This is a genomic window from Desulfitobacterium sp. (genome assembly GCF_035539115.1).
In the GTDB taxonomy this organism is placed as follows: domain Bacteria; phylum Bacillota; class Desulfitobacteriia; order Desulfitobacteriales; family Desulfitobacteriaceae; genus Desulfitobacterium_A.
In genome coordinates, this window is the sequence record NZ_DATLJA010000092.1 from 57,563 (window position 1) to 78,143 (window position 20,581).

At 42.9% G+C, this 20,581-nt stretch carries 22 protein-coding genes; 3 read left to right on the forward strand and 19 right to left on the reverse strand.

Going from position 1 to position 20,581, the window contains the following annotated elements; translation table 11 throughout:
- Positions 1 to 311: 311 nt before the first annotated feature.
- From VM640_RS14925 to VM640_RS14945, 5 genes are read right to left on the reverse strand one after another with little or no spacing between them, the layout of a single operon-like run.
- Positions 312 to 500, reverse strand: a complete 189-nt coding sequence (locus VM640_RS14925; protein ID WP_325393602.1) for a 2-hydroxymuconate tautomerase — start codon at positions 498 to 500, stop codon at positions 312 to 314.
- Between the two features lie 23 nt (positions 501 to 523).
- On the reverse strand, positions 524 to 835 hold the full coding sequence (locus VM640_RS14930) for a GIY-YIG nuclease family protein (RefSeq protein ID WP_325393604.1): 312 nt from the start codon (positions 833 to 835) through the stop codon (positions 524 to 526).
- 1 nt (position 836) lies between these two features.
- Positions 837 to 1,670: a menaquinone biosynthetic enzyme MqnA/MqnD family protein gene (locus tag VM640_RS14935; RefSeq protein WP_325393606.1), complete on the reverse strand. Its 834-nt coding sequence runs from the start codon at positions 1,668 to 1,670 to the stop codon at positions 837 to 839.
- A gap of 18 nt (positions 1,671 to 1,688) precedes the next feature.
- Positions 1,689 to 2,444 carry a fumarylacetoacetate hydrolase family protein gene (locus VM640_RS14940; protein WP_325393608.1) on the reverse strand — a complete coding sequence of 252 codons (756 nt, stop codon included), beginning with the start codon at positions 2,442 to 2,444 and terminating at the stop codon, positions 1,689 to 1,691.
- Between the two features lie 34 nt (positions 2,445 to 2,478).
- On the reverse strand, positions 2,479 to 3,702 hold the full coding sequence (locus VM640_RS14945) for an MFS transporter (RefSeq protein WP_325393610.1): 1,224 nt from the start codon (positions 3,700 to 3,702) through the stop codon (positions 2,479 to 2,481).
- An 87-nt stretch (positions 3,703 to 3,789) separates the two neighbouring features.
- On the opposite strand from VM640_RS14945, the gene nth reads away from it, so the two are divergent.
- Positions 3,790 to 4,446, forward strand: a complete 657-nt coding sequence (gene nth, locus VM640_RS14950; protein WP_325393612.1) for an endonuclease III — start codon at positions 3,790 to 3,792, stop codon at positions 4,444 to 4,446.
- On the opposite strand, the gene VM640_RS14955 is transcribed toward nth, so the two are convergent.
- Complete coding sequence (locus tag VM640_RS14955) at positions 4,427 to 5,485, reverse strand: HD-GYP domain-containing protein (protein ID WP_325393614.1); 1,059 nt, start codon at positions 5,483 to 5,485, stop codon at positions 4,427 to 4,429. The genes nth and VM640_RS14955 overlap by 20 nt on opposite strands.
- A 151-nt stretch (positions 5,486 to 5,636) precedes the next feature.
- On the opposite strand from VM640_RS14955, the gene VM640_RS14960 reads away from it, so the two are divergent.
- Positions 5,637 to 6,389, forward strand: coding sequence for a TSUP family transporter (locus VM640_RS14960; protein WP_325393616.1), 753 nt, complete (start codon positions 5,637 to 5,639; stop codon positions 6,387 to 6,389).
- Between the two features lie 63 nt (positions 6,390 to 6,452).
- Here the strand turns inward: VM640_RS14960 and VM640_RS14965 are convergent, their stop codons facing one another.
- The 13 genes from VM640_RS14965 to VM640_RS15025 all read right to left on the reverse strand — a co-directional run bounded on the left by VM640_RS14965 (position 6,453) and on the right by VM640_RS15025 (position 19,244).
- Positions 6,453 to 7,571 (reverse strand): VanW family protein, encoded by a 1,119-nt coding sequence (locus VM640_RS14965; protein ID WP_325393618.1) that lies wholly within the window; start codon positions 7,569 to 7,571, stop codon positions 6,453 to 6,455.
- A 5-nt stretch (positions 7,572 to 7,576) separates the two neighbouring features.
- Positions 7,577 to 8,329, reverse strand: a complete 753-nt coding sequence (locus VM640_RS14970; RefSeq protein ID WP_325393620.1) for a PRC-barrel domain-containing protein — start codon at positions 8,327 to 8,329, stop codon at positions 7,577 to 7,579.
- A 26-nt stretch (positions 8,330 to 8,355) separates the two neighbouring features.
- A complete protein-coding gene (locus VM640_RS14975; RefSeq protein ID WP_325393621.1) occupies positions 8,356 to 8,967 on the reverse strand; it encodes a hypothetical protein in 612 nt (203 codons plus the stop codon).
- A gap of 234 nt (positions 8,968 to 9,201) precedes the next feature.
- A complete protein-coding gene (locus VM640_RS14980) occupies positions 9,202 to 10,611 on the reverse strand; it encodes a GntP family permease (protein WP_325393623.1) in 1,410 nt (469 codons plus the stop codon).
- An 82-nt stretch (positions 10,612 to 10,693) separates the two neighbouring features.
- Positions 10,694 to 11,326: an IMPACT family protein gene (locus VM640_RS14985; protein ID WP_325393625.1), complete on the reverse strand. Its 633-nt coding sequence runs from the start codon at positions 11,324 to 11,326 to the stop codon at positions 10,694 to 10,696.
- Positions 11,327 to 11,361: 35 nt separating this feature from the next.
- The gene (locus VM640_RS14990) at positions 11,362 to 11,754 is read right to left on the reverse strand and encodes a thioesterase family protein (RefSeq protein ID WP_325393627.1); all 393 of its coding nucleotides are present in this window, start codon (positions 11,752 to 11,754) and stop codon (positions 11,362 to 11,364) included.
- 159 nt (positions 11,755 to 11,913) lie between these two features.
- Positions 11,914 to 13,854 (reverse strand): APC family permease, encoded by a 1,941-nt coding sequence (locus tag VM640_RS14995; RefSeq protein WP_325393629.1) that lies wholly within the window; start codon positions 13,852 to 13,854, stop codon positions 11,914 to 11,916.
- 209 nt (positions 13,855 to 14,063) lie between these two features.
- Positions 14,064 to 14,780 (reverse strand): demethylmenaquinone methyltransferase, encoded by a 717-nt coding sequence (locus tag VM640_RS15000; RefSeq protein ID WP_325393631.1) that lies wholly within the window; start codon positions 14,778 to 14,780, stop codon positions 14,064 to 14,066.
- 146 nt (positions 14,781 to 14,926) lie between these two features.
- Complete coding sequence (locus VM640_RS15005; protein ID WP_325393633.1) at positions 14,927 to 15,214, reverse strand: FeoC-like transcriptional regulator; 288 nt, start codon at positions 15,212 to 15,214, stop codon at positions 14,927 to 14,929.
- Between the two features lie 36 nt (positions 15,215 to 15,250).
- Positions 15,251 to 17,245: a ferrous iron transport protein B gene (gene feoB / locus VM640_RS15010; protein WP_325393635.1), complete on the reverse strand. Its 1,995-nt coding sequence runs from the start codon at positions 17,243 to 17,245 to the stop codon at positions 15,251 to 15,253.
- A gap of 88 nt (positions 17,246 to 17,333) precedes the next feature.
- Complete coding sequence (locus VM640_RS15015; protein ID WP_325393637.1) at positions 17,334 to 17,564, reverse strand: FeoA family protein; 231 nt, start codon at positions 17,562 to 17,564, stop codon at positions 17,334 to 17,336.
- A gap of 185 nt (positions 17,565 to 17,749) precedes the next feature.
- Positions 17,750 to 18,055 (reverse strand): zinc-ribbon domain containing protein, encoded by a 306-nt coding sequence (locus VM640_RS15020; RefSeq protein WP_325393639.1) that lies wholly within the window; start codon positions 18,053 to 18,055, stop codon positions 17,750 to 17,752.
- Between the two features lie 205 nt (positions 18,056 to 18,260).
- Complete coding sequence (locus tag VM640_RS15025) at positions 18,261 to 19,244, reverse strand: asparaginase (protein WP_325393641.1); 984 nt, start codon at positions 19,242 to 19,244, stop codon at positions 18,261 to 18,263.
- Between the two features lie 146 nt (positions 19,245 to 19,390).
- Here VM640_RS15025 and VM640_RS15030 point away from each other — a divergent pair, with 146 nt between their 5' ends.
- Entirely contained in the window at positions 19,391 to 20,371 is a 981-nt protein-coding gene (locus VM640_RS15030; RefSeq protein ID WP_325393643.1) for a glycosyl hydrolase family 18 protein, read from the forward strand.
- The last annotated feature ends 210 nt before the right edge of the window (positions 20,372 to 20,581 follow it).

Genomic DNA, 20,581 nt, shown 5'->3' on the forward strand with positions numbered 1-20,581 from the left:
AAAAAGGATATTAGGAAAAGGGGAACCATCAGAAGAATTCCTGATAGTCCCCCTTTATTTTACTAACAGAAACTTCCATGAACCTGCCGATTCACAGGGAGGTATGAAAATGTAGTCCATTTTCGTAAGAAAGTATAAGTTTTGGGCAGATAGCATAAGTGCAACCAGCGGCTTTCGTTCTCCTACGATGCAAGTGGTTAAGTCCGGCAGGATAAGGCGACTAAGGCCACCGCTTTGGCGCTGACCAAGTCTTCTTTATCGCTAAAGCTCGGCGAAAGCCGGGTTTTCTTTATATTTCACTCAGTAACTGGTTACTTCCACTCACTAGCGAGCTGGCCAGCTTTAGCATAATTTTGTTTCGGCATGTCACGAATAATAATGGAAATGCTTTCCCGAGATGCCCCAGCTGTTTCCATGAGAGCTTCCGTTATTTTTTCCACCATGGCCTTTTTCTGTTCATAAGTGCGCCCTTCTAAAAGATCAATCTGCACAATTGGCATTTTAATTTCCCCCTCACTATTCATCATTTTTTATTAACAACTTCAATCAGAAATTCATACCCCGTTTGCTCCGCCCATTTTTTAATCATTTGGGGATCCCTGATAAGTTCTTCCTTAAACATTCGCGAACACTTTTTTAAACCCGCCTCAAGCCGTAGCGCCTGACTCCACGTAGCGACCTGCCAGGCCTGCATAAGTGCGACCGGTGAACGACTACGCGTGTATTTAGCGCCTTTGCCTTCGTTATGCTCGTGGAGTCTGCGGTTTAGGTCAGTCGTCGAACCTGAATAAAGCGTCTGATCAGCACACCGAAGAATATAAACCCAGTAAGCCATCTTATCCCCTCGGGAAGAAGTCGGCAGGCCAAATCATAAACTCGGGTTGCTCCGAGAGTTGACCATATTTTACACAGTACTCGAAATAACGACTTAATCCCTGTTGGAGCTCTGAGTTAAAAGTATAGCGGAACTGCCGAAAATAATCAAACCAAAAATCCGACGTTGCTCCGAGCATCTCAACACAGGTATGGACAATTTCATCCATGTGCGTTAGAGCATGATCGCGAGCTTGGATCAATAATTTATGTGTCTCTCTGAGTTCTTCCCCTTTTTCCTGAATTAAGGATTTAGGATAAGCCCAAACTGAGTAGGTCATGGAACAGCCCGTCTGCCGGTACCATTCTTCTCCTAAATCAATAATCTGAACATTAGGCTGATCAAGTGCAGCTTGAATTGCTTGGTCCGCAATGAGCAATCCAGCATCAGCCTCGGCCAGCATTTCTTTTAACCCCGCATCCATGATCACATATTCGGGTGTGCTGTGATAAAATTCCTTCATTAGAACCTTAAGCAGGTTTACTGAGGTTGCTGAATGACTGGTGAGAGCTACTTTTCGTCCATCCAATTGCTGCAAAGGATATTTAGAAAAGAGAAGAATTGAACCTACTCGACCTTTCGTTGAAACGGAAAGGTCGGGCAGTATGGCATAATCTCGCCAATGCTCGCCAAAGGAAAAGGCACTTATCGGTGCTGTGTCAATTTTACCTTCTGCAAGCATTTTATTATGACCTGTTGGCTGAGCGATAACCCAATCGAGTAAAGGGTTTTCTCGTGAAAGAGAGTAAAACATTGGCAGCATATTAGTATTCTGATTGTGTCCTATACAAATCAATGGATTATTCCTCCTGCTTTAACGGATACGATTACGTAGTTCCCCAATGCCTTCAACCTGGACCACGATTTCGTCTCCCGATTTCATCGGACTAACCCCTTCTGGAGTACCCGTCAGAATAACGTCCCCAGGCAGCAGGGTCATCACTTGGGATATAAAGCTCACAAGCTTAGTTATCGGATTCAGGAAATAGTGTGTATTGGAAGACTGTTTAACTTTGCCATTGAGAATCGCGCGAACATCTAAATGGTTAGGATCAAGATCGGTAACGATCCAAGGCCCAAGTGGGCAAAATGTATCGAAACCCTTTCCTCTCGTCCATTGTCCGTCTTTACGCTGGAGATCACGAGCTGTTACATCATTACCGCAGGTATACCCGAAAATATAGTCAAAGGCCTTATCTTCAGAGATATCTTTGGCAGTTTTACCTATAACCACAGCCAATTCTGCTTCATGATCCACCTGCTGGCTCATCGCCGGAGCAATGATTTCAGCCTCTGGCCCGATCACGGATGTGTTCGGTTTAATAAAGATGATAGGGTCCTCAGGCTTGCTTCCTCCAAATTCTGCAATGTGCTTCGCATAGTTTAACCCGATACAAACCACTTTGCTGGGGTGAACGGGAGCCAGTAATTGTACATCCTTAAAAGTGAGAATTTGGCCTGTGGGCAGATTCTCTTTTTCAAGGAAAGAGCGGTCTAAGACCGTTATTTTTTCTCCATCCAGCGTACCGAACCGAATTGCACCCTCATGGATGAACCGTATGTATTTCATTCTTTCTTCTCCTTTCTTCAACTACGCGGACAAATCAAATCCCTATTCGACTTTCTTGAACAGATTCCTTCTCATGAGGTCCAAATACCCGCCAATAAAATAAACTTGCGGACAAATAGAGCAGGGCGGTTAGAAAATAAGGACTACTATACCCCATTGTCCCCATGAGCCAACCGCCAATGCTTGCACTCAAAGCCCGGCTTAAATTCTGGGACATACTGACAAGGCTAGACACTGTACTGCGTAACTTTAAAGGAGTAATCTCCATGGTAAAGCTTCCGCTAATCGGATTATTCATATTCATTAATATATTGCGTAGTAAAAAGGAAACAATAACGATCCCCAACGATTGCGGCAAAGCAATCATCAAAAGGAGTGGGATGGATAGCATTTGGAAAATAACAACGGATTTCACTTTGCCCAGACTATGCATTAACAATGGAGCGAGCAAGCCCGCCGAAGCCACCCCAACCTGAGATATCGACATCACTATGCCCACAAGATCAAGGGAAGCATGCAATTTTTGGGAAAGGAAAATGTTAAAAAAAGGGATTACTAATCCTGCTCCTAAGCCAATCTGAAAATTGTAGACAAAGACATCCCGGGCTACCCGAGAGGATTTGACAACTCTCCAGTACTCCCGAGCATCAATTTGGGTTCTCGACCGACTCCGTGCTGTGGGGTTGATATCATTTTGACCCATTAAAGCCGCGAATATCACGGCAATTCCAGGCAAGACTGAGAATAATACCAAACTCCAATGTGCAGAAAAGAGTCCCGGTAGTTTACCTACGCACAGACTGCCTAAAACAAGGGCGGCAGTCGTCAGGGAAAAATTCACACTGAAAAGATAAGGTTGTGTACTTGAATCACTATTTTCTGCCAAAAGCGGCAGGGTCACAGCAGCGAGCATACCCTGTCCCATTCCAAAAAGCAATGAAAAAAGCGCTGTTGCCCGGCCAACTGGCATAAGAACCTGTCCCATTAGCCCTCCACTCGTGAGGATAAGTGCTATAATTAAAACATTCTTCTTACCCCAGATATCAGCAAGAATTCCTGCTGGAAGAGAAAACACGCCATTAGCTAAAAGACCCAGGGATAAAATATACCCCAAAAAGGTTTCGCTCTGCCCGGAATTCATAAGAATTATTCCAAATAGGAGGTTAAAGGCGCCTGTACCTAAAGATTGTAGAAAGGAAGCCGCTAGAAAATATCGTGCATTTCGCGAAAAAGGTCTAGACCCATAACCCCATCGCATGTCTTCACCTTCTTCGTATTACGGATTTTATTCTAGCATGCTATGCGTGAAAAGAGCAATAAAGGAAACTAAAGGAGGAGCCTTCCTTTGAAAAACATTCGGCAAGCCTCACCCCAAACCATTTTTAAGCTTTTGGAACAGACGTATCCAGATGCTCATTGCGAGCTCAATTTTTCCAATCCGTTTCAACTGCTCGTGGCAACAATTTTGAGTGCCCAAGCTACAGACCGGAAGGTTAACCAAATTACGGAACGACTTTTTCAAAAATACGTAACCCCTCAGGACCTTCTTCAGGTCACCCAAGCGGAATTCGAACAGGAAATCAAAGAAATCGGGCTTTATCATAATAAAGCTAAAAACATTCTAGCCACCTGTCGAATCTTAGTCGAAAAATACCAGGGCAAAGTTCCAGGGAGCTTTGAGGAATTAATAGAACTCCCCGGTGTCGGAAGAAAAACGGCCAACGTGGTCCTCAGCAATGCCTTTGGCATCCCTGCTCTGGCTGTTGACACCCATGTTTTGCGAGTCTCAAACCGTTTGGGACTCGCCGCAGGGAATAACCCGGACCTTGTTGAGGAACAGTTAAAAAACCTGATTCCCCAAGAAAAATGGAGTCAGGCCCATCACCTTCTGATTTGGCATGGTCGCAGAACCTGCTTGGCTCGACGTCCCCTATGCCTGCTTTGTCCCTTATCCTCAGTTTGTGCAGCCACTCAAAGTGAAGCTAGCTCATCACCTCAGTAATGAAGATTGTACGGTTTTTAATCATATTGTATTCTTTACCCTTGCTTGAATTGAGTTCTGCATCTTCGAAAACACGAACTATCGGACGAGTAGGCATACTCAGATTTTGATCAACCACGACACCTATTTCCCCAGTACTGAGACGTACGGTAACCCCCGTTGGATAAGCCGCGATATTCTTCAAAAACAAGCGAACATGTTCTAAGGAAAAAACCTTTCCGACGAGTCCCATCAGGATTTCACATGCTTCATGAGGCATTACCCTTTTTAATCCACTATTATCCGTTGTTAACTTGTCAAACATATCGGTAAGCGCGACAATTTGCGCCAAAGGGTGGATTTCTGCGTCTTTCAGATGGCGCGGATAGCCCGTACCGTTAATATGCTCATGATGTTGAAAAGCAATATGGGCTACAACCAAACTAAATTCTTTACGTTTTCTTAACTCTTCAAACCCTAAGGTGGTATGTGTTTTGTAACGTTCGCTTTCCTCTGGAGTTAGGTTTTCGGTTTTGCCGACTAATTCTGGCTCGAGCTGCATCTTGCCGATATCATGAAGCAATGCACCAATCGCTAGGGTTTCCAATTTTTCCTTATCTAAGAGCATCGCCTTACCCAGGACGGCAGACAAAACACAAACATTGACAGCATGAGCAAACATTTGATTATCCCGACTTCGGATGTCCATGAGGCTCACCAAAATATCTTTTTTAAACATGATTTCTTCAACAATCTTACTCACGATTTTTTTTAATTCAAAACCATTCAGGTCTTTTCCGAGCCGAACTGCTTGGGAACTTTTCTCGATCAGTTCCATCGCTTCCCACCGTTGTTCCTCAGTGATCACATCTTCAAATACCACATCATCAAAACGAGCATCTTCAATATAAACAATGGATATTCCCATATCCCTTAACTTACCAATATATAAGGGCGTCAGTTTAACATCTTTGCCAAGGAGGACTCTCCCTTTGCTTGAATAAATTGTTTTGCCCAAGACGTCGCCGATCTTGAGTGAATTTACACTGACTTGTCTCACTTGGACAGCCCCTTCCTCTTTGTCTTCCCACTTCTTCTATCCTACATCATTTCTCTATGGATTTAAACTTCTACTCTTCAAATGGGACTAAAGGTCAAGAAATATAAAGTTCATTACATCAATTTGAGCTTAGTAAAATGGAGTTGATAGGATGCTTACTCAACTAATTTTTCTATGTAGTTTTGGTTTTCTAGCCGCGGCTGTAGACGCTATAGCCGGAGGGGGCGGGCTCATTAGCTTACCTGCTTTACTTTTAGTAGGGATATCCCCTCATTTTGCCCTAGGTACTAATAAGTTTGCAGCTACAATGGGTGCCTTAAACAGTTCCATAACCTTTGCCCGCTCTGGAAAAGTTTATGTTTCACTTGTTAAATGGCAGATCCCATTTACTCTAGTTGGAGCCTCCTTAGGTGTTTTTTCAGTTCTTCATGTAAATTCGGATTTTTTAAATAAGGTTGTTCCCGTGCTCATTTTGTTAGTAGGAATATACACCTTATTTCATAAAAACTTAGGTCTTGAGACTCGATTTCAAGGATTAACCCATAGTAATTTAGCAGTCGGTTGTCTACTCGCCTTCGTGTTAGGATTCTACGACGGCTTTTTTGGTCCGGGTGCAGGCTCTTTCCTAATTTTTCTCTTTATTACCCTATATGGCTTTGATTTTGTGACATCCTCAGCCAACGCTAAGGTTTTAAATTTTGTAAGTAATTTTATTTCCTTAATTCTCTTCGCCTGGAACGGCAAAATTTTGTATGATTATGGTATACCTATGGCGTTCTTTATGCTTCTTGGGTCTCAGTTAGGAACTAAACTTGCCATCCATAAAGGGGCAGGTTTAGTGAAACCTATTTTTATTACAATGTCCCTATTAGTTGCCGTCAAACTTATCTACCAATCTCTTTAAGTTGTTTTCCTGAACGTTCTACGTTTTTGCAATCTGATATGAAATGAGCCGCCTATTGGCGGCTCATTTCATATCAGCCTCTGGTTTTATTGGATACCCATCGGGTTCATTAAGAACCGGATGTTCCCCATCAGCAACTCCATAAATACGAATACGAAGCCAATTGCTTCGAGATTGAATATCAAAGTAAAGATAACCTTGAGTCGTATTACGAAAGCGGAAATCTAATAATCCATAGGCCACTGTCGCATCCTCTCCTTTAGGAACATAAGTCACCGGCAAAGAATGCGTATTCCGTTCCAAAACTTGAAGATGGGCTTGTTGCACCGCGTGATAAAGAGTACTAGAATCCTGACAGATTCCACCGCCATCATCTAAAACGACCTTTTGATCCACAAAAGTGGAGGCTGGTAAATAGCCTGTCTCTTTATCCCGCTTACCAACCACCTGATTAAAGGAAAATTCTCCACCCGGCTCAATCAACTGGCCATTTAATGCTTTAGCCGCAAGCAGAACGTTATTCGTCCGGGCTTTATTTGTTGAATTAAAATAGGTTGTATAATCTGCTAATTTATCTTTAATTTTCAGCAAGTCTGAAGCATTTGGAGCAAGGTCCTTGGAGTTTATAACCAAAGGTACGGGTTTAGAACCCTGGCTTTGGTTAAGATGCTCCCAGGAGGTGGGAATATCCATAAAAATACTAGGTGAGCCCGGCTGAACGGCAAACTGCCCATTCTGCATCTGAATGCTACCTGGCTGCCCCTCCTGATTGAGTTGCTGTGCCAAATTCTCCAATTGAGGATATATTTCATCTTTAACCAGAAGCTCAGGAGATAGTTGTTCAGGACCCATTCGTTTCAGATTGTTCAAAGCATTAACCCACCAAGAATTACTTTTAGGGGTAAATTGGTTACTCAACCACCCCCACAAATTCTTTTGCGACTGCGTAGTAATAAGGCGATACGTTGATTCCTGATAAGAGACCTCAGGAGGTATCTCCCCTTCAAGACGTTGATAACTTTCTTCTTGATTTAGCCCAGACAAATCGATCCCCCAAACCTGTAAACCGTTGGGAGCTTTCGCATAATCCATGCCATAGGTTACTGAGGTTGCTAATATAATCGAAATCGCAATTTGCAGGAACAAGACCCCTGAAATCAGAAGAAACTTTCGATTCATCATAAGCCTTAATTTTTATGGAGATAAGAACTAATTTCCATGAGTTTGTTGCGGGAGGTAATATTACGAATCACTTCATCGCTCATTAGTTCACTCGCTTTAAGGGTTTCTCCATTATCCAAAACGATATCCTGATCTACCGTTTTTCCGAGAAAGTACTGCAACTGGCGTTGTTCAAAGAGGTTAAACTCCGTCATGCTTTCTTCAGGGGATTCCGAAGAACGCTCATTAGGCGATTGGATAATTGCCTCATTTCCACCAAGAACACTCCTGGCTTCATTCTCTATATTCTCAGTAAAAACAGCATCAATAATTAAAAGCTCTTTGCCAAAGGTGATAATATTTTGAACTGCGACTTCTCTGCTATTTCCATCAGGACTTAAGAAAATGCAAGTCGAAATCTTACCCTTTTCTTCATCAATAAGGTATTCTTGGACTTCCCCGATTAAACTTCCTTTTTTAGTTAAAACCTTAGTTCCAATGACTGTTACATCCTGTTTCAAAAGTTCTTGGACAGCAAGGTTTTGGGAAACATCTTGAATGACGTGAGAATCAGGAATAGTGACTGCAAACTCGCCTATTCCGATGATATCACTAAAAGGAATTACCTTAGCTCCGAAATAGTCCGCTGGCTGATCAATAATGAAAAAGTCGAGGCTACCCGTTTGAGGATTCAGAATCAAGTCTTTTATGACTCCAATTTGTGTTCCATCGGCTATGCTAATAATCCGCAATTCCTTAATCTCTTTACTCGCTTTCATTAAATCATTCCTTCTCTCTCTAGTTTTTAAAATTGTATCTTATTTTCGCGAAGCCATGCTTCTAAACGCTTTTGCCACACCGCTGCAGCTTCATTCCGGAATTCTCTGATAAAAGGTTCAAGCTTTAACAAGGCCATCTCTGCTGAATCCGCTGACTTCCACAAGTCATAGCTATCCGTAATCAGATAATAGGCCAGATCAGGTGCAGGGCCAGTCTTCAAAGCTAAATAGAAGTATTCAGCAGCCTGTTGATACTTACTGCACTCTTTTGCCTCAAACCCGTTCTCTAATAGTTTCTCGAAACTTAAAGTTGATGTTTCAAGCATATTCCATTCCTCGTCGTAAGTCGTAATAAAATCACTCAGTTCAGGAATAACCTCTAGCTCAATTTCGGGCTTTAGCTCAATTTCAGGTTCTAGCTCAATTTCAGGTTCTAGCTCAATTTCAGGCTCTAGCTCGATTGTGGGCTCTATGAGTTGTTCTTCCAACGATAGTTCAAGTGCTAAAGAGGGCAAAGGTTTATCTATTTTTTGATTAAACTGAATTACCTTTGGCTTATGTAAGATCTTGATCAGGAAGGGAAGAAATAAACAAACTCCCGTCATGATTCCCCAGCCTAAAATGTGGCCCGTTTTCAAGAAGAAGGGAAAACTAAGGGCATCTAACCATACTAAAAAGGAAATGATAAACCCTTCAAAGGCCTTAAATCCCCAAACTAAGGATTTGAAAATTAAAATGAGGAGAAACGGAAGGCTGACAATAGTAACAACTAACCCATACAGGAAAATCCTGCTCGCCTCCTTATTCTGATTAACTTTTCATGTATTCGACAGTACTGGCATTTTTTCCTTCAAAAATTTTTTACCAACATGTTAAATCTTAAACATTGTCCAGAGGAAGGCAGTTATTATAGCCACAAGATAACAGGGAAACGTCAAGCGAAATAACGTTCTTGGATCCACTTCGGTTATCGCTGAGGTTACAGAGCTAAAACCCCAAGGTATTAATGCTGCTCCAGTCCAAATTCCAACAATCTGGCCAAGAACCGCAAAGGGAACTGGAGGTAAATGGGCTGCCTCGGATAAAGCAATCGAGATCCCTCCCACGAGAGGTAAGGAGGAAAAACCGGAACCATCCATGGATCCAAGAATAGCCACAAGCACAATTAGACCACCGACCGTCCATGGATTTAATGGAATAAATTCAGATAACAGGTAGGCAAAGTCACTGAAAAAACCAAGTCCGTCCTTATGAAATATTTGTTGGAATCCTGCCTTGGTTCCTAAGAAAAAGAAGCTAGACATGACTATAATCGGAACAAAGACCCCCGTTGAAAAACGAAGTCCCTCCTTCAAATAACCCACGAAGCTTGTAAATGCCTTTCGACGCTCCTGAATGAGAACCCCAATACAGAGTATAAGAAAGGTCGTGCCTCCAATTAATGCACTCGCTGCGTCCCCCCGAATCTTTAAAAATAGCATAAAGAAAACAGTCATTCCATAACAGAAGATAACGATTAGAGTAATAATTCTAGACTGTCGCGTAGCTATCTTACCGATATTTTCTGTATCTAGCGTCTTCTTCACATCTTCAGCTTTCAACATATTTAAGGGTTTTGGAAGATTTCCTTGAATAAAGCTTGAGCCGCTATCGGGTTCCAGCTTAAATTTTAACAGAAGACTCCCTGTAAGAGTGGCAAGTAAACCACTGCCTATTACAATGGGTAAAGATGCGCTGAGAATAACAGATACTGGAATACCCGTAGCTTTGCTCAATAAGGAGGGTGCACCTTGAATAATAAAATCCCCTGATAAACCCATCCCTTCGCCAAACAGAGTTAAGCTCAAAGCTAAACCCAACGGGTTTATACCAATTTTTTTCAGTGCGGGGACAACAACTGCCCCTAATAAAGTAATGGCAGGAGTAGGCCAGACCATTAACGTTAAAACCCACATTGCAATTCCGATCAACCAGTAGGCAGTACTTAGCCGTTTCACGCGTAATAAAGGCTTCATAATTCTTTGGTCTGCCCCTGTATCCTTAAGTAGACGAGTCAAGCCGACGACAATTCCAATTAACAGGATAACCGATAATAGATTAGTCGTCGCTAGACTTAAGGCCCGGAAAGAGATTTGGATAGATTCTAGAGGGTCCCCTGAATAGGCAAAGCCAACAGCAAACAAGCCTATGGCTGCCGCTAAGACCGGGGGCTTTTTCCAAACCAATGTCAATATAATGAAGACTACAAAAATGAGAAATACCCAATGAGCTAGTGTTATCACGTTTTTGGATCACCTTCCATTGGACTAGTCTCTCAATTCAAGGCTTGATCTATGCGACGCAAAAATAGCACCACCAGTTGGATCAGCGTGACCCCACTGACTCCGCGCATAATACGCTTCCTTTTTGACGACAGATAGCTTCTCTTTTTGTAAATTCTGCTAACCACTCCTCGAATATTTGTCGTTCTTCCAAGCGAATAAATACATCAACCTTAACCGTGTCCGAAAATCTCTCATTTCCAGTCACCCAGTTATTTTGCCGATAGTGATATTTCAAAGGTTCATACCAATTATAAGCTGCTTCCACTTCATAAATCATATGCGGAACCAATCGGCTAACTTCAAGTCGATCTAAGAGCTGACGCGCTGTCCCTCCATAGGCTCGGGTTAGCCCCCCTGTTCCCAGGAGAATTCCCCCAAAATAACGGATGACGACCACTAACACATCCCAAAGCTCGCGAAATTGCAAGAGATCTAAAATGGGTCTCCCACCCGTACCCTGAGGCTCTCCATCGTCTGTTGATTTCTCAAGTTTGCCTTCATATAGGCGATAAGCATAAACATAATGTCGGGCATTGGGATAAAGTCGTCGCGCCTGCTCTAGGCCCTGCTTTACATCTTGAACAGTTTTAGCAGAAAACATTAGAGCGATAAACCTCGATTTATCAATGACTTGTTCCCAATTACCCGTTTCTAAGATCGTTAAATAACTCACAACTTTCTTACTCCCGATTTTTCATTTCTGATTTCCTATTTTCCGGATTTCAGATTGGCCTTACTCAAGAAGCGTTCTTCCTGAATGATAACCCTTTCGTGCCGTCCCGATCCGATTTTTTCGACTTCATCGTAAGCGTTTACCTCAAAAACCAACCGGCGGCGATCCACTTCAACCAACACCGCCTCAGCCCAAACCTTAACTCCGATGGGTGTAGCTGCCGAATGCTTAATCTCGAGTGATATTCCAACGCTGGATTCCCCTTCATCCAGTTTTAGTGTATTAACTGCTGCTGCTTCCATTAGAGCAACTAAAGCGGGAGTTGCGAAAACCGCTAAGGAGCCACTTCCCATACTTTTAGCGGTATTCCTTTCGTTAACAACATTTTCAGCTCGACCAATCAACCCAATTTTAAGTTCCTTCGTCATTTTTCTTGAATCCCTTCTATCTTTCTTATTTATACATTTTAACATATACTTGTAAATTATAAAAAACCTGCTAGCTTACGCAAAAAGCGTTGTTATCACACAATTATTTCCTTGCAAGCTCATTTTATAAGCGGCAATTTTTTCAAAGCAATCAAGATATTAGGGTTTTGCTATAATAGGTTCTGGTTTAATCATATCCGTATCTTGATGATAGGGGACACTCGTGACCAAGACACTTTTCTTTAAGAGAATCATTACTTTCAGGAATTGTCCTGTTTGATTGTGCAGAAAGTTATGCCATATCTTTTCTGGTACATATTCTGGGATAACCACAGTGATTGTGTCGTAGTTCGTATTACTCTCAAACTTATCTAAGAAGGCTAAAAAGTCCTTAACCGTCGCACGGTAGGGAGACTCTATAATTTTCAAGGGGATCTCCATGTTGTTCAACGACCAGTGTTTGAGAAGTTTAGCCGCACGATCGGGGTCAGATGCAACATGAACAGCCAAGACCTGCGGGGTTAAAGAATAGGCATATTTAAGTGCTTTAAGAACCATTAAGTTTAAATCATAAACCGGGATGATAATTTTATTCCTATACTCGGATATTTCAGCATGTGCTCTGCGTCGTTTCACAAGGGCAACGTGTCGTTGAAATTGAGCGAGTGCCTCAGGGGTAACCTGGAGATCATAGATTTCGTCGCGATAGACGTTCTTAATTCCACGGAAAAAAAGAACAAGCAGAGGTATAACAATCATGATAATCCAAGCCCCTTGGGTAAATTTCGTGATGATGAAGACCAAAAAAACCAGGAAAGAGAGTGTTCCTCCGAATGCAAAAACAGAAAAATCATAGACCCAATTCTTCTCCTTCTCATGCCAGATATGCCGGGCTAGTCCTGTCCCAGTTAAAGCAAAGGAAAGGAGCACACCAATCGCGTAAAGCGGGAGCATCATGTGGGTATCTCCTTGAAAGATGAGGATAAGAAAAATAGAGATGAAAAAAAGAGTCCAGATTCCAACACTGTAGACTAAGCGATCTCCAAGATTTTTAAAATAGCGTGGAGCACACCCATCCCGCGCCATTAAACTAAGAAGGATGGGAAAACCAGCAAAGGGTGTATTGGCAGCGATCACCAAAATTGCTGCCGCAGTTCCCATCAGGATATAGTACAGAATCGTCTGCCCATAAATAATTTGTCCCAGTTGGTTTAAAATTGTATTTCCTTCAGTTGGAACGATATGATAAGCCCCAGCTAAAAAGGTAAGACCTAAAAGTCCACCTGCGACCAGAATTGATAAGGCGAGCAGCGTTTTTATCGCCCGATTCTGAGCAGGAGCTTTAAAAGCAGTTACTCCGTTACTCACGGCTTCAATTCCGGTAAGGGCAGTCGTACCACCCGCAACAGCTCGGGCAAAAATAAACCAGGTCATGGATGAAGCATTCGTATTGATTAAATGAGCAGGTATTTGCGGAGTTGCTCCATGAATCAGAATTCCAACCAGACCGGTTCCCATCAGCACGATGAGGCTTATGATGTATAGATATATGGGAATAACGAATAAACGGGCGGATTCTTTAAGTCCACGAAGGTTAATCCAGGCCATGAAAGCAATCAGCAAGCAATCGGCAAGCACTTTATGGGGTGTTGGAGCAAGCCAAGGCAAAATTCCGGTAAAATTTTCAACGGCTGAACTGACGCTCACGGCAACGGTCAGGATGTAATCCACTGATAATGCTGCTCCGGCCACAAAACCTGCGGTTTCTCCCAAATAAGCCTGCGCAATTGTGTAGGAACCCCCACCTTGAGGATATTTTTGAATTGCTTTACGATAGACAAGAAAAATACTCGCTAGCAGCAGCACAATCACCAGTGACACTTTCATTACATAGGCATAACCCATGGAGCCAGCCAACAGTAAAATGTACAGAATTTCGTCAGGGGCATACCCTTCAGAGGATATAAGATCTGACCCAAAAATTGGGATTCCTCCCATGACTCCCACCTTAGACTGTTCCGCATATTGAGTTGCCAAAGGATGTCCAAAGATAAAAGTCCGCAATTTAAACCATAGCATGCGGTTGTTATTGTTAATCATCCGAGAGCTATACCTACCTTCTCCTAGTTTCAAGTTTTATTCATATACTCTTTCTTATTCTGCCTTGATGAGAACAAAGTGATTCTACATTTATTTATGATCCTTGTCGAGTGTTTCTTAGCGTAGCCTTTGCGCTTAGTAACCCGTTCGAGGTAAAAAAAAGAGGACTATCTAGTCCTCTTGCATTCTTTTAAACTTTCGCTTCGATTTTAAGCTTTCCGTCCGCTTACAATCGCGACAACGCCACCTAATAAATTTTGATAACGGGTCTCCACTAGCCCACAGCGTGCAAAAATCCTCGCCAGCTCTTGCTGAGATGGAAACTCCACAGCTGAATCATGGAGATATTGATAGGCCTTCGCTTTACCGGCCCATATTTTTCCCATCCAGGGTACAAGTTTGTCAAAGTAAAACCAATATCCCTGTTTGAAGCCCAGAAGCGTTGGTTTGGCCATGTCTAACGAAACAACCATTGATCCCGGCTTAACAACCCTTAACATTTCACTGATTCCCTGTCCAACATTCGGCAGATTTCTCAGTCCCCAGCCAACCGTCGCTCCATCAAAAGTATTGTCTGGAAAAGGAAGGTGCATCGCATCCCCCTGCCTTAACGCAATCAGGGATTGATACGGTGAAGAATAAATATTTTCTTTAGCCTTTTCTAACATGTTCTCAGAAAAATCTAGACCTGTTACTTTTCCTGATACTCCTATTGTTCCTGCAATTTCCATCGCAAGCTGTCCTGTTCCACAGCAGACATCCAAAATATGCATTCCAGGCTTGGCTTCAACAGTACGCACTGCCTTTCGCCGCCAACCCTTATCCAAGCCGAAGCTCATCAAAGTGTTCATTAGATCGTAGCTTTTGGCGATCGAATTAAACGTTTCTTGCACATAGGTTGCTTTATCTTTCCCGGAAAAATCCATTTGCTTGCTCCTCGCTTTCAATACCACCTAGAGTAGATTGTATAGGATTAAAGAATTATTGTCCAACGCTTCCCCGAAATCAAGACGACCATAAAACTGAAAACAAAAGAGGGGAATGAAATTTTAGTTCATTTCCCCTCTTTTGTTTAATGAAGAACGCTTTTACCACGGTCTGTAATCACCCAGGAATAGAGACTATCCGGCAGTACCTGACAGCCTTGACAGGCACTTTCCTCTGCGTCGGAACATCCCGGACATCCCCTTCCTGCAGAACAAGAAGAGCGACTAACCGCTTTTTTTTGAATATACCCCATGCTTGCCAACTGGGCTAGCATGGTTTCCACTCTTTGGAGTGACCAACCCAACTTTTGAGCGATTTCGGCAACAGCCACCGACTGTTCTTGTTCCATTAATTTTAAAACTTCACTCAGCAATATTTTACCTCCTAGACTGTTAAACACGCTTGTTTTTTAGAATCCCAGAGCGTGTCCAAGCTGTAAGACCAACCACCCCACACCAAAACTCAGAAGAAGATTATAAACGACTCCAAAACCCGTCCATCGCCAACTTCCTATCTCTTTATGGGTCGTAACAACCGTTGCTAAACAAGGGATATAAAGCATATATACAACAAGGAAAGTAATTGCCTGTAGGGAAGTCATTGAACCCGCCATAGCCTGAGCAATGGACTGCGGGGCATCAACATTCACTCCATATAAAATTCCTAAAGTGGATAACGTAGTCTCCTTCGCAGTAAAACCAAAGAGAATAGCAACCATTATTCGCCAGTCAAACTCAAGAGGGCTTCCAATAACCGCCAACGCACTTCCTAATTTTCCGGCCCAGGTTTGATCCATAGTGACTCCTGCGGGAAAAGAACTCAGTGTCCAAACAATGATAGAAGCGACTAAGATAAAAGTCCATGCCCTTTTCATAAATGAATAGGTTTTTTGCCAGGCAGGATAAAACACATTCCGAGCAGTCGGAAAGTGATAAAGGGGTAATTCCATCACAAAAACCGATTTTTCTGTCCGGATGACCGTCTTGCGGAAGAAATACGAAGAAAAGGCAATTAAAAATAGACTCAATCCTAAAAGTCCAACCATAGCGAGGGCTCCTCGTCCTCCTGGGAAAAACGCGGCAACAACCGCACTCATCACCCCTAAGCGTGGAACACAAGGGATGAGCGGATTAAGAAGAATGGTAATCATTCGATCTTTTGGATTCTCCAGAGTTCGTGTGGCCATGATTCCTGCAACGTTACACCCATAGCCAGAAACGAAAGAGAAGAAAGATTTGCCATGAAGTCCCATGGATTGCATCAATCGATCCCCAAGAAAGGCTGCTCTTGCTAAATAGCCACTATCCTGGAGAATAGCGTAGAGAATGAAAAACAACCAAATTTGCGGGACAAAACCTAATACCGCACCAACTCCTGCAAATATTCCATCCTGAACTAAATTTTGAAGCACTTTTGGTGCTCCCACCGCTTGCAAAAGAAACACGGTTATTCCTGAAGCCCAGGCCATAAAACGAGAAATGAGATCCCCCAAAGGAGCACTGGCCACAAAAGAAAACCAAAAAACTAAAATCAAGATTCCTAAGAGTATCGGATAACCCCAAACGGATGATAACGCCCAACGATCTAGTCGTTCAGTCCAACTCTTTCCTTTGTTCTCGTCAAACTGAACAAAATCAGGCATAAGTGTACCAATGAAATGATATTTTGCATCCGTAACCGCCATTTCAAGTTTGGCTTCATTCCAGCCTGAATCGCTCCACTCCTGTAATAGTTTTTTTACCGATTCGGAAGGCGTTTCTTCAATAGCTTGGTCACCCTCTATATATTTAAGTGCAAGCCAACGTTGGGGGAATCCGACCGCATCTTCAGGAAGTTTTTCTTCAATGGCCGTTATCTTGCCTTCCAACTCCTCAGGATACTTCATCTTCACAGGCTGAGGGGCGTCACGCAGTTGCCCCATGTGTATGGCCTCCTGTAAAAAACCTTTGATTCCCTTGCCCTTGGAAGCGATAACCTCAATAACTGGGAGGTTAAGTGCATGGCTCAATTTTTGGGCTGATATCGTAATTCCTGACGCTGCAGCTAAGTCCATCATATTAAGGCCAATGACAACATAAGGTGTTAATTCAAGAATTTGCAAAAGTAAGTATAAATTCCGTTCAATATTTGAAGCATCAAGTATCGCCATAACGACATCTGGCTTTTCAGCGAGGATAAATTCGCGCGTGATGATTTCCTCTTGAGAATAAGCTGTTAAGCTATAGGTCCCTGGAAGATCGACCAATTCAACATCCTGGTCCTCAACCTTAAAATAGCCCGCCTTCCGTTCAACTGTTTTACCTGTCCAATTGCCAACCTGTTGATTTAAACCGGTCAGATAATTGAAAACCGTACTTTTGCCGACATTTGGATTGCCGACAAGGGCGATTTTCATTGTTCCCATTGAATTTTCCCCTTCCTCATTCAGCTCAATATTTTTAGTTAATCCAGCTTATTCAAAATTCAAGTTTACATAATCATGTAAATTGTTCTCAATTCCGACCAACAAGGATTTTAGCACATTCCGAGAGACGCATCGCTAAATAATATCTCTTCACGCGAATTTGCATTGGTCCACCCCAAGGCGCCAATCGGATCACTTCAACTTCTGCGCCTGGTACTAGCCCCATATCCATCATTCGGCGACGCAATGCTCCCTTATCCATAACAGTCTGAATGTATGCCTTCTCACCGGGTTGGAGCAAATTGAGTGAGTAGTCCATAAGTTCACCTCCTCTAATTGATAACCATTCTCGCCTAAAATGTATACTGTGACTGATAACTTTTCTCATCTATACTTTACCTTTTAGCTTGTAATCTGTCAATCCCTATTCTCAACAAAACAAATAAAAAGGAAGACCAGAGAAATCTCTGATCTTCCTTCGCGTGCCTTTATAAAAGCTGAGAATTAATAGCGGCGCATTGATTGATAGCAATCGCGGCAATATACCGGCTTTTCACCAGAAGGTTGGAACGGAACTTCAGTTTCGACCCCACAATTCGAGCAAGTAGCTGGATACATTTGACGTTGGGGGCGAGCTCCGAAACCTCCACTTCTTCTTCCACCGTTAGCAGCTTTACGTGCTTGACGGCAGGAAGGACAGCGGCCTGGTTCATTCTCAAAGCCTTTTTCAGCATAGAATTCTTGTTCGCTAGCAGAAAAGGTAAATTCTTGGCCACAATCGCGGCAGGTTAAAATTTTGTCTTGAAACACAAAGGTTTCCTCCTTATTTGGGTAGTTTTCTCTCAGTTTGATCTCTGCACAAACTCCCGATCCATGACAACCCAAATAAGGGTAAACTAAGGATTTCAAGGTTTTTGCAAAGTAACCTCATGAGGCAAATATAGTATAACAAATTTATCGTTATAACGCAAACAAATATTAGTATTTACTACATACATTTAATACCCGTTTAATACTACTGAACTCCGCCTCGAGCTAAGATTTCTTTCACCTTCTGAGCCTCCATACCCTGCCCCAAAACAATACTCAGAAAAATACGAACTTTTTCAGTTGAAAGATCAGAGGCAAACCAAGCTCCCGCACGTTCTAGATCCGCTCCTCCTCCGGGATAACCATATGCCGGTGCCGTTCGCCCAAATAAGCAACGTGAGGTGATGACGATAGGTAGCTTCCGTTTAACAATCGAATGAATCGCAGGCATAAGTTCTGGGGGTAAATTTCCTCTCCCGAATGCTTCAATAACCAAACCATCGCTTGTCTCATCAATCAGGGCTTCAAAAATACGTGTAGTCATTCCTGTAAAGGCTTTACAGATTACCACGTTGGCTAAACGTTGGGGAATTCCCAATTTAACAGAGGGCTCTGGCTTGCGATACCAAATTACCTTTTCATTATCGATCGCTCCCAAGGCCCCACTCTCCCCAGAATTAAATGCATCCACATGGCTCGTATGTAACTTACGTACATCGCGTGCTGCATGGATTTCTTCATTTAAAGCGATCACGACGCCCCGTCCCAAAGCTCGAGTATCTTTTGCAATCAACATCGCATTACGTAAATTTCTTGGTCCATCAGAATCCCGTTCAGAAGCATCACGCTGAGAGGCCGTTAAGATGATTGGGCGTTGGTCTCGAATCGTAAGATCTAAAAAATATGCAGTTTCCTCTAATGTATCTGTTCCGTGGGTGATAATGACTCCTTTTAAAGTCGGATCTTGAAAACTGTTTTCGACAATCCGCGCAAGTTCTTGCATTTTCTCAAGTGACATATTGCAACTGGCCACATTACTGAAATCGATGACCTCCCACTTAGCAGCCTGCCGAAGGCTGGGGAGACTCTCTAACAATTCATACCCGCTTACTGCTGGAACGGCTTTACCAGAAATGTCCTTACGCATCGCAATAGTTCCACCGGTTGCGATTAAAAGTATTTTATTCACTTGGCATTACTCCACTCCGTCTGAACCTTATTCCATGTTTCATCCATATTTTACTATTAAAAAAGAGAAAAGGTCTGCTCTCCCCTTTCATATGTTAAATTAAGAGGCTATTTTCCAGGATCTGTCCTGGAAGAGGAGGGATTGGCATGGCTTCACCCGTTTGGGTCGCAGCGGCACAACGACTAATCGAAAAACGTCTTTGGGTGCTCGGGTACACTGCCGAAGACTATCCCGAGGATCAGCGTTCGTTAGAATCCATGCGTCACTACCATACACATTTTGACGCGATTGCCCACTTTGCCTATTTTTTACGGGAGGATACCTCACTTCAAGGCGAGTTAGATCCTACCCTGATCCGTGAAAGCTTTAATTATGGAGTTTCGCCATTAGTCCTCATTCACAATTTTAACGGACAGATCTTCGACCCACAACCCTTGCGCTCTCTCCTCTCCTCCCTTGAACTTCAGGAACGATTCATGCAAAACCTTCTTAACCTATTACCCAACGGTGTCGCGGGGGTGCATATTGACTTTGAAGGCATGGAAGCCTCCTATCGCTTAGCCTATACTTCTTTTCTGGAATCTCTGCGCATAACTCTGCATACAAGAGGATTTCTTCTGACGATCGCCGTTCCTGCCAAGCGCTCGGAGTGGGAGGCTCCGGGGTATGACTTTGCTGCTATTGGGCGAACCTGTGATGCAATAACCCTTATGACCTATGATGAACATTATTCTGGAGGAGAAGCGGGCGCGATTGCTTCCCTGCCGTGGATGACTCAGGCTTTAGATTATGCGATTCAGTATATTCCTCATCAGAAGATTCTCGTTGGAATACCTGTGTATGGTTTTGACTGGTCCAATGGATCTACAATAATGATTCCAATGAACGATATCTCTACCTTAATTAAGCAAACCGGAGCTCGAATTCTCTGGTCGGATCCGGCGGTTGAGCCCTATTTTTATTATTGGCAAGGACGAACCCGACATACAGTTTGGTATGAAAGTGAATTATCGTCAAAGATCCGTCTCGGTTTTGTAAAAAGTTATCGACTCCGCGGAATCGCGATCTGGCGTTTAGGTTATGAGACAAATCGTTTCTGGCAAGCTATAGACAGTAAATTGAAATGATGGTTTTTGCTTATACTCGCTCCTCAGTATAAAAGCACCTTCCGCAAGAAAAGGTGCTTTTACTTTACTAACAGAAAGTATAAATTTTGGGCAGATAGCATAAGTGCAACTAAGGCTTCCGCCTACGCCAGAGGCTTGGCGCAAGCCAAGTTTTCTTTATACTAACAGAAAGTGTAAATTTTGGGCAGATAGCATAAGTGCAACTAAGGC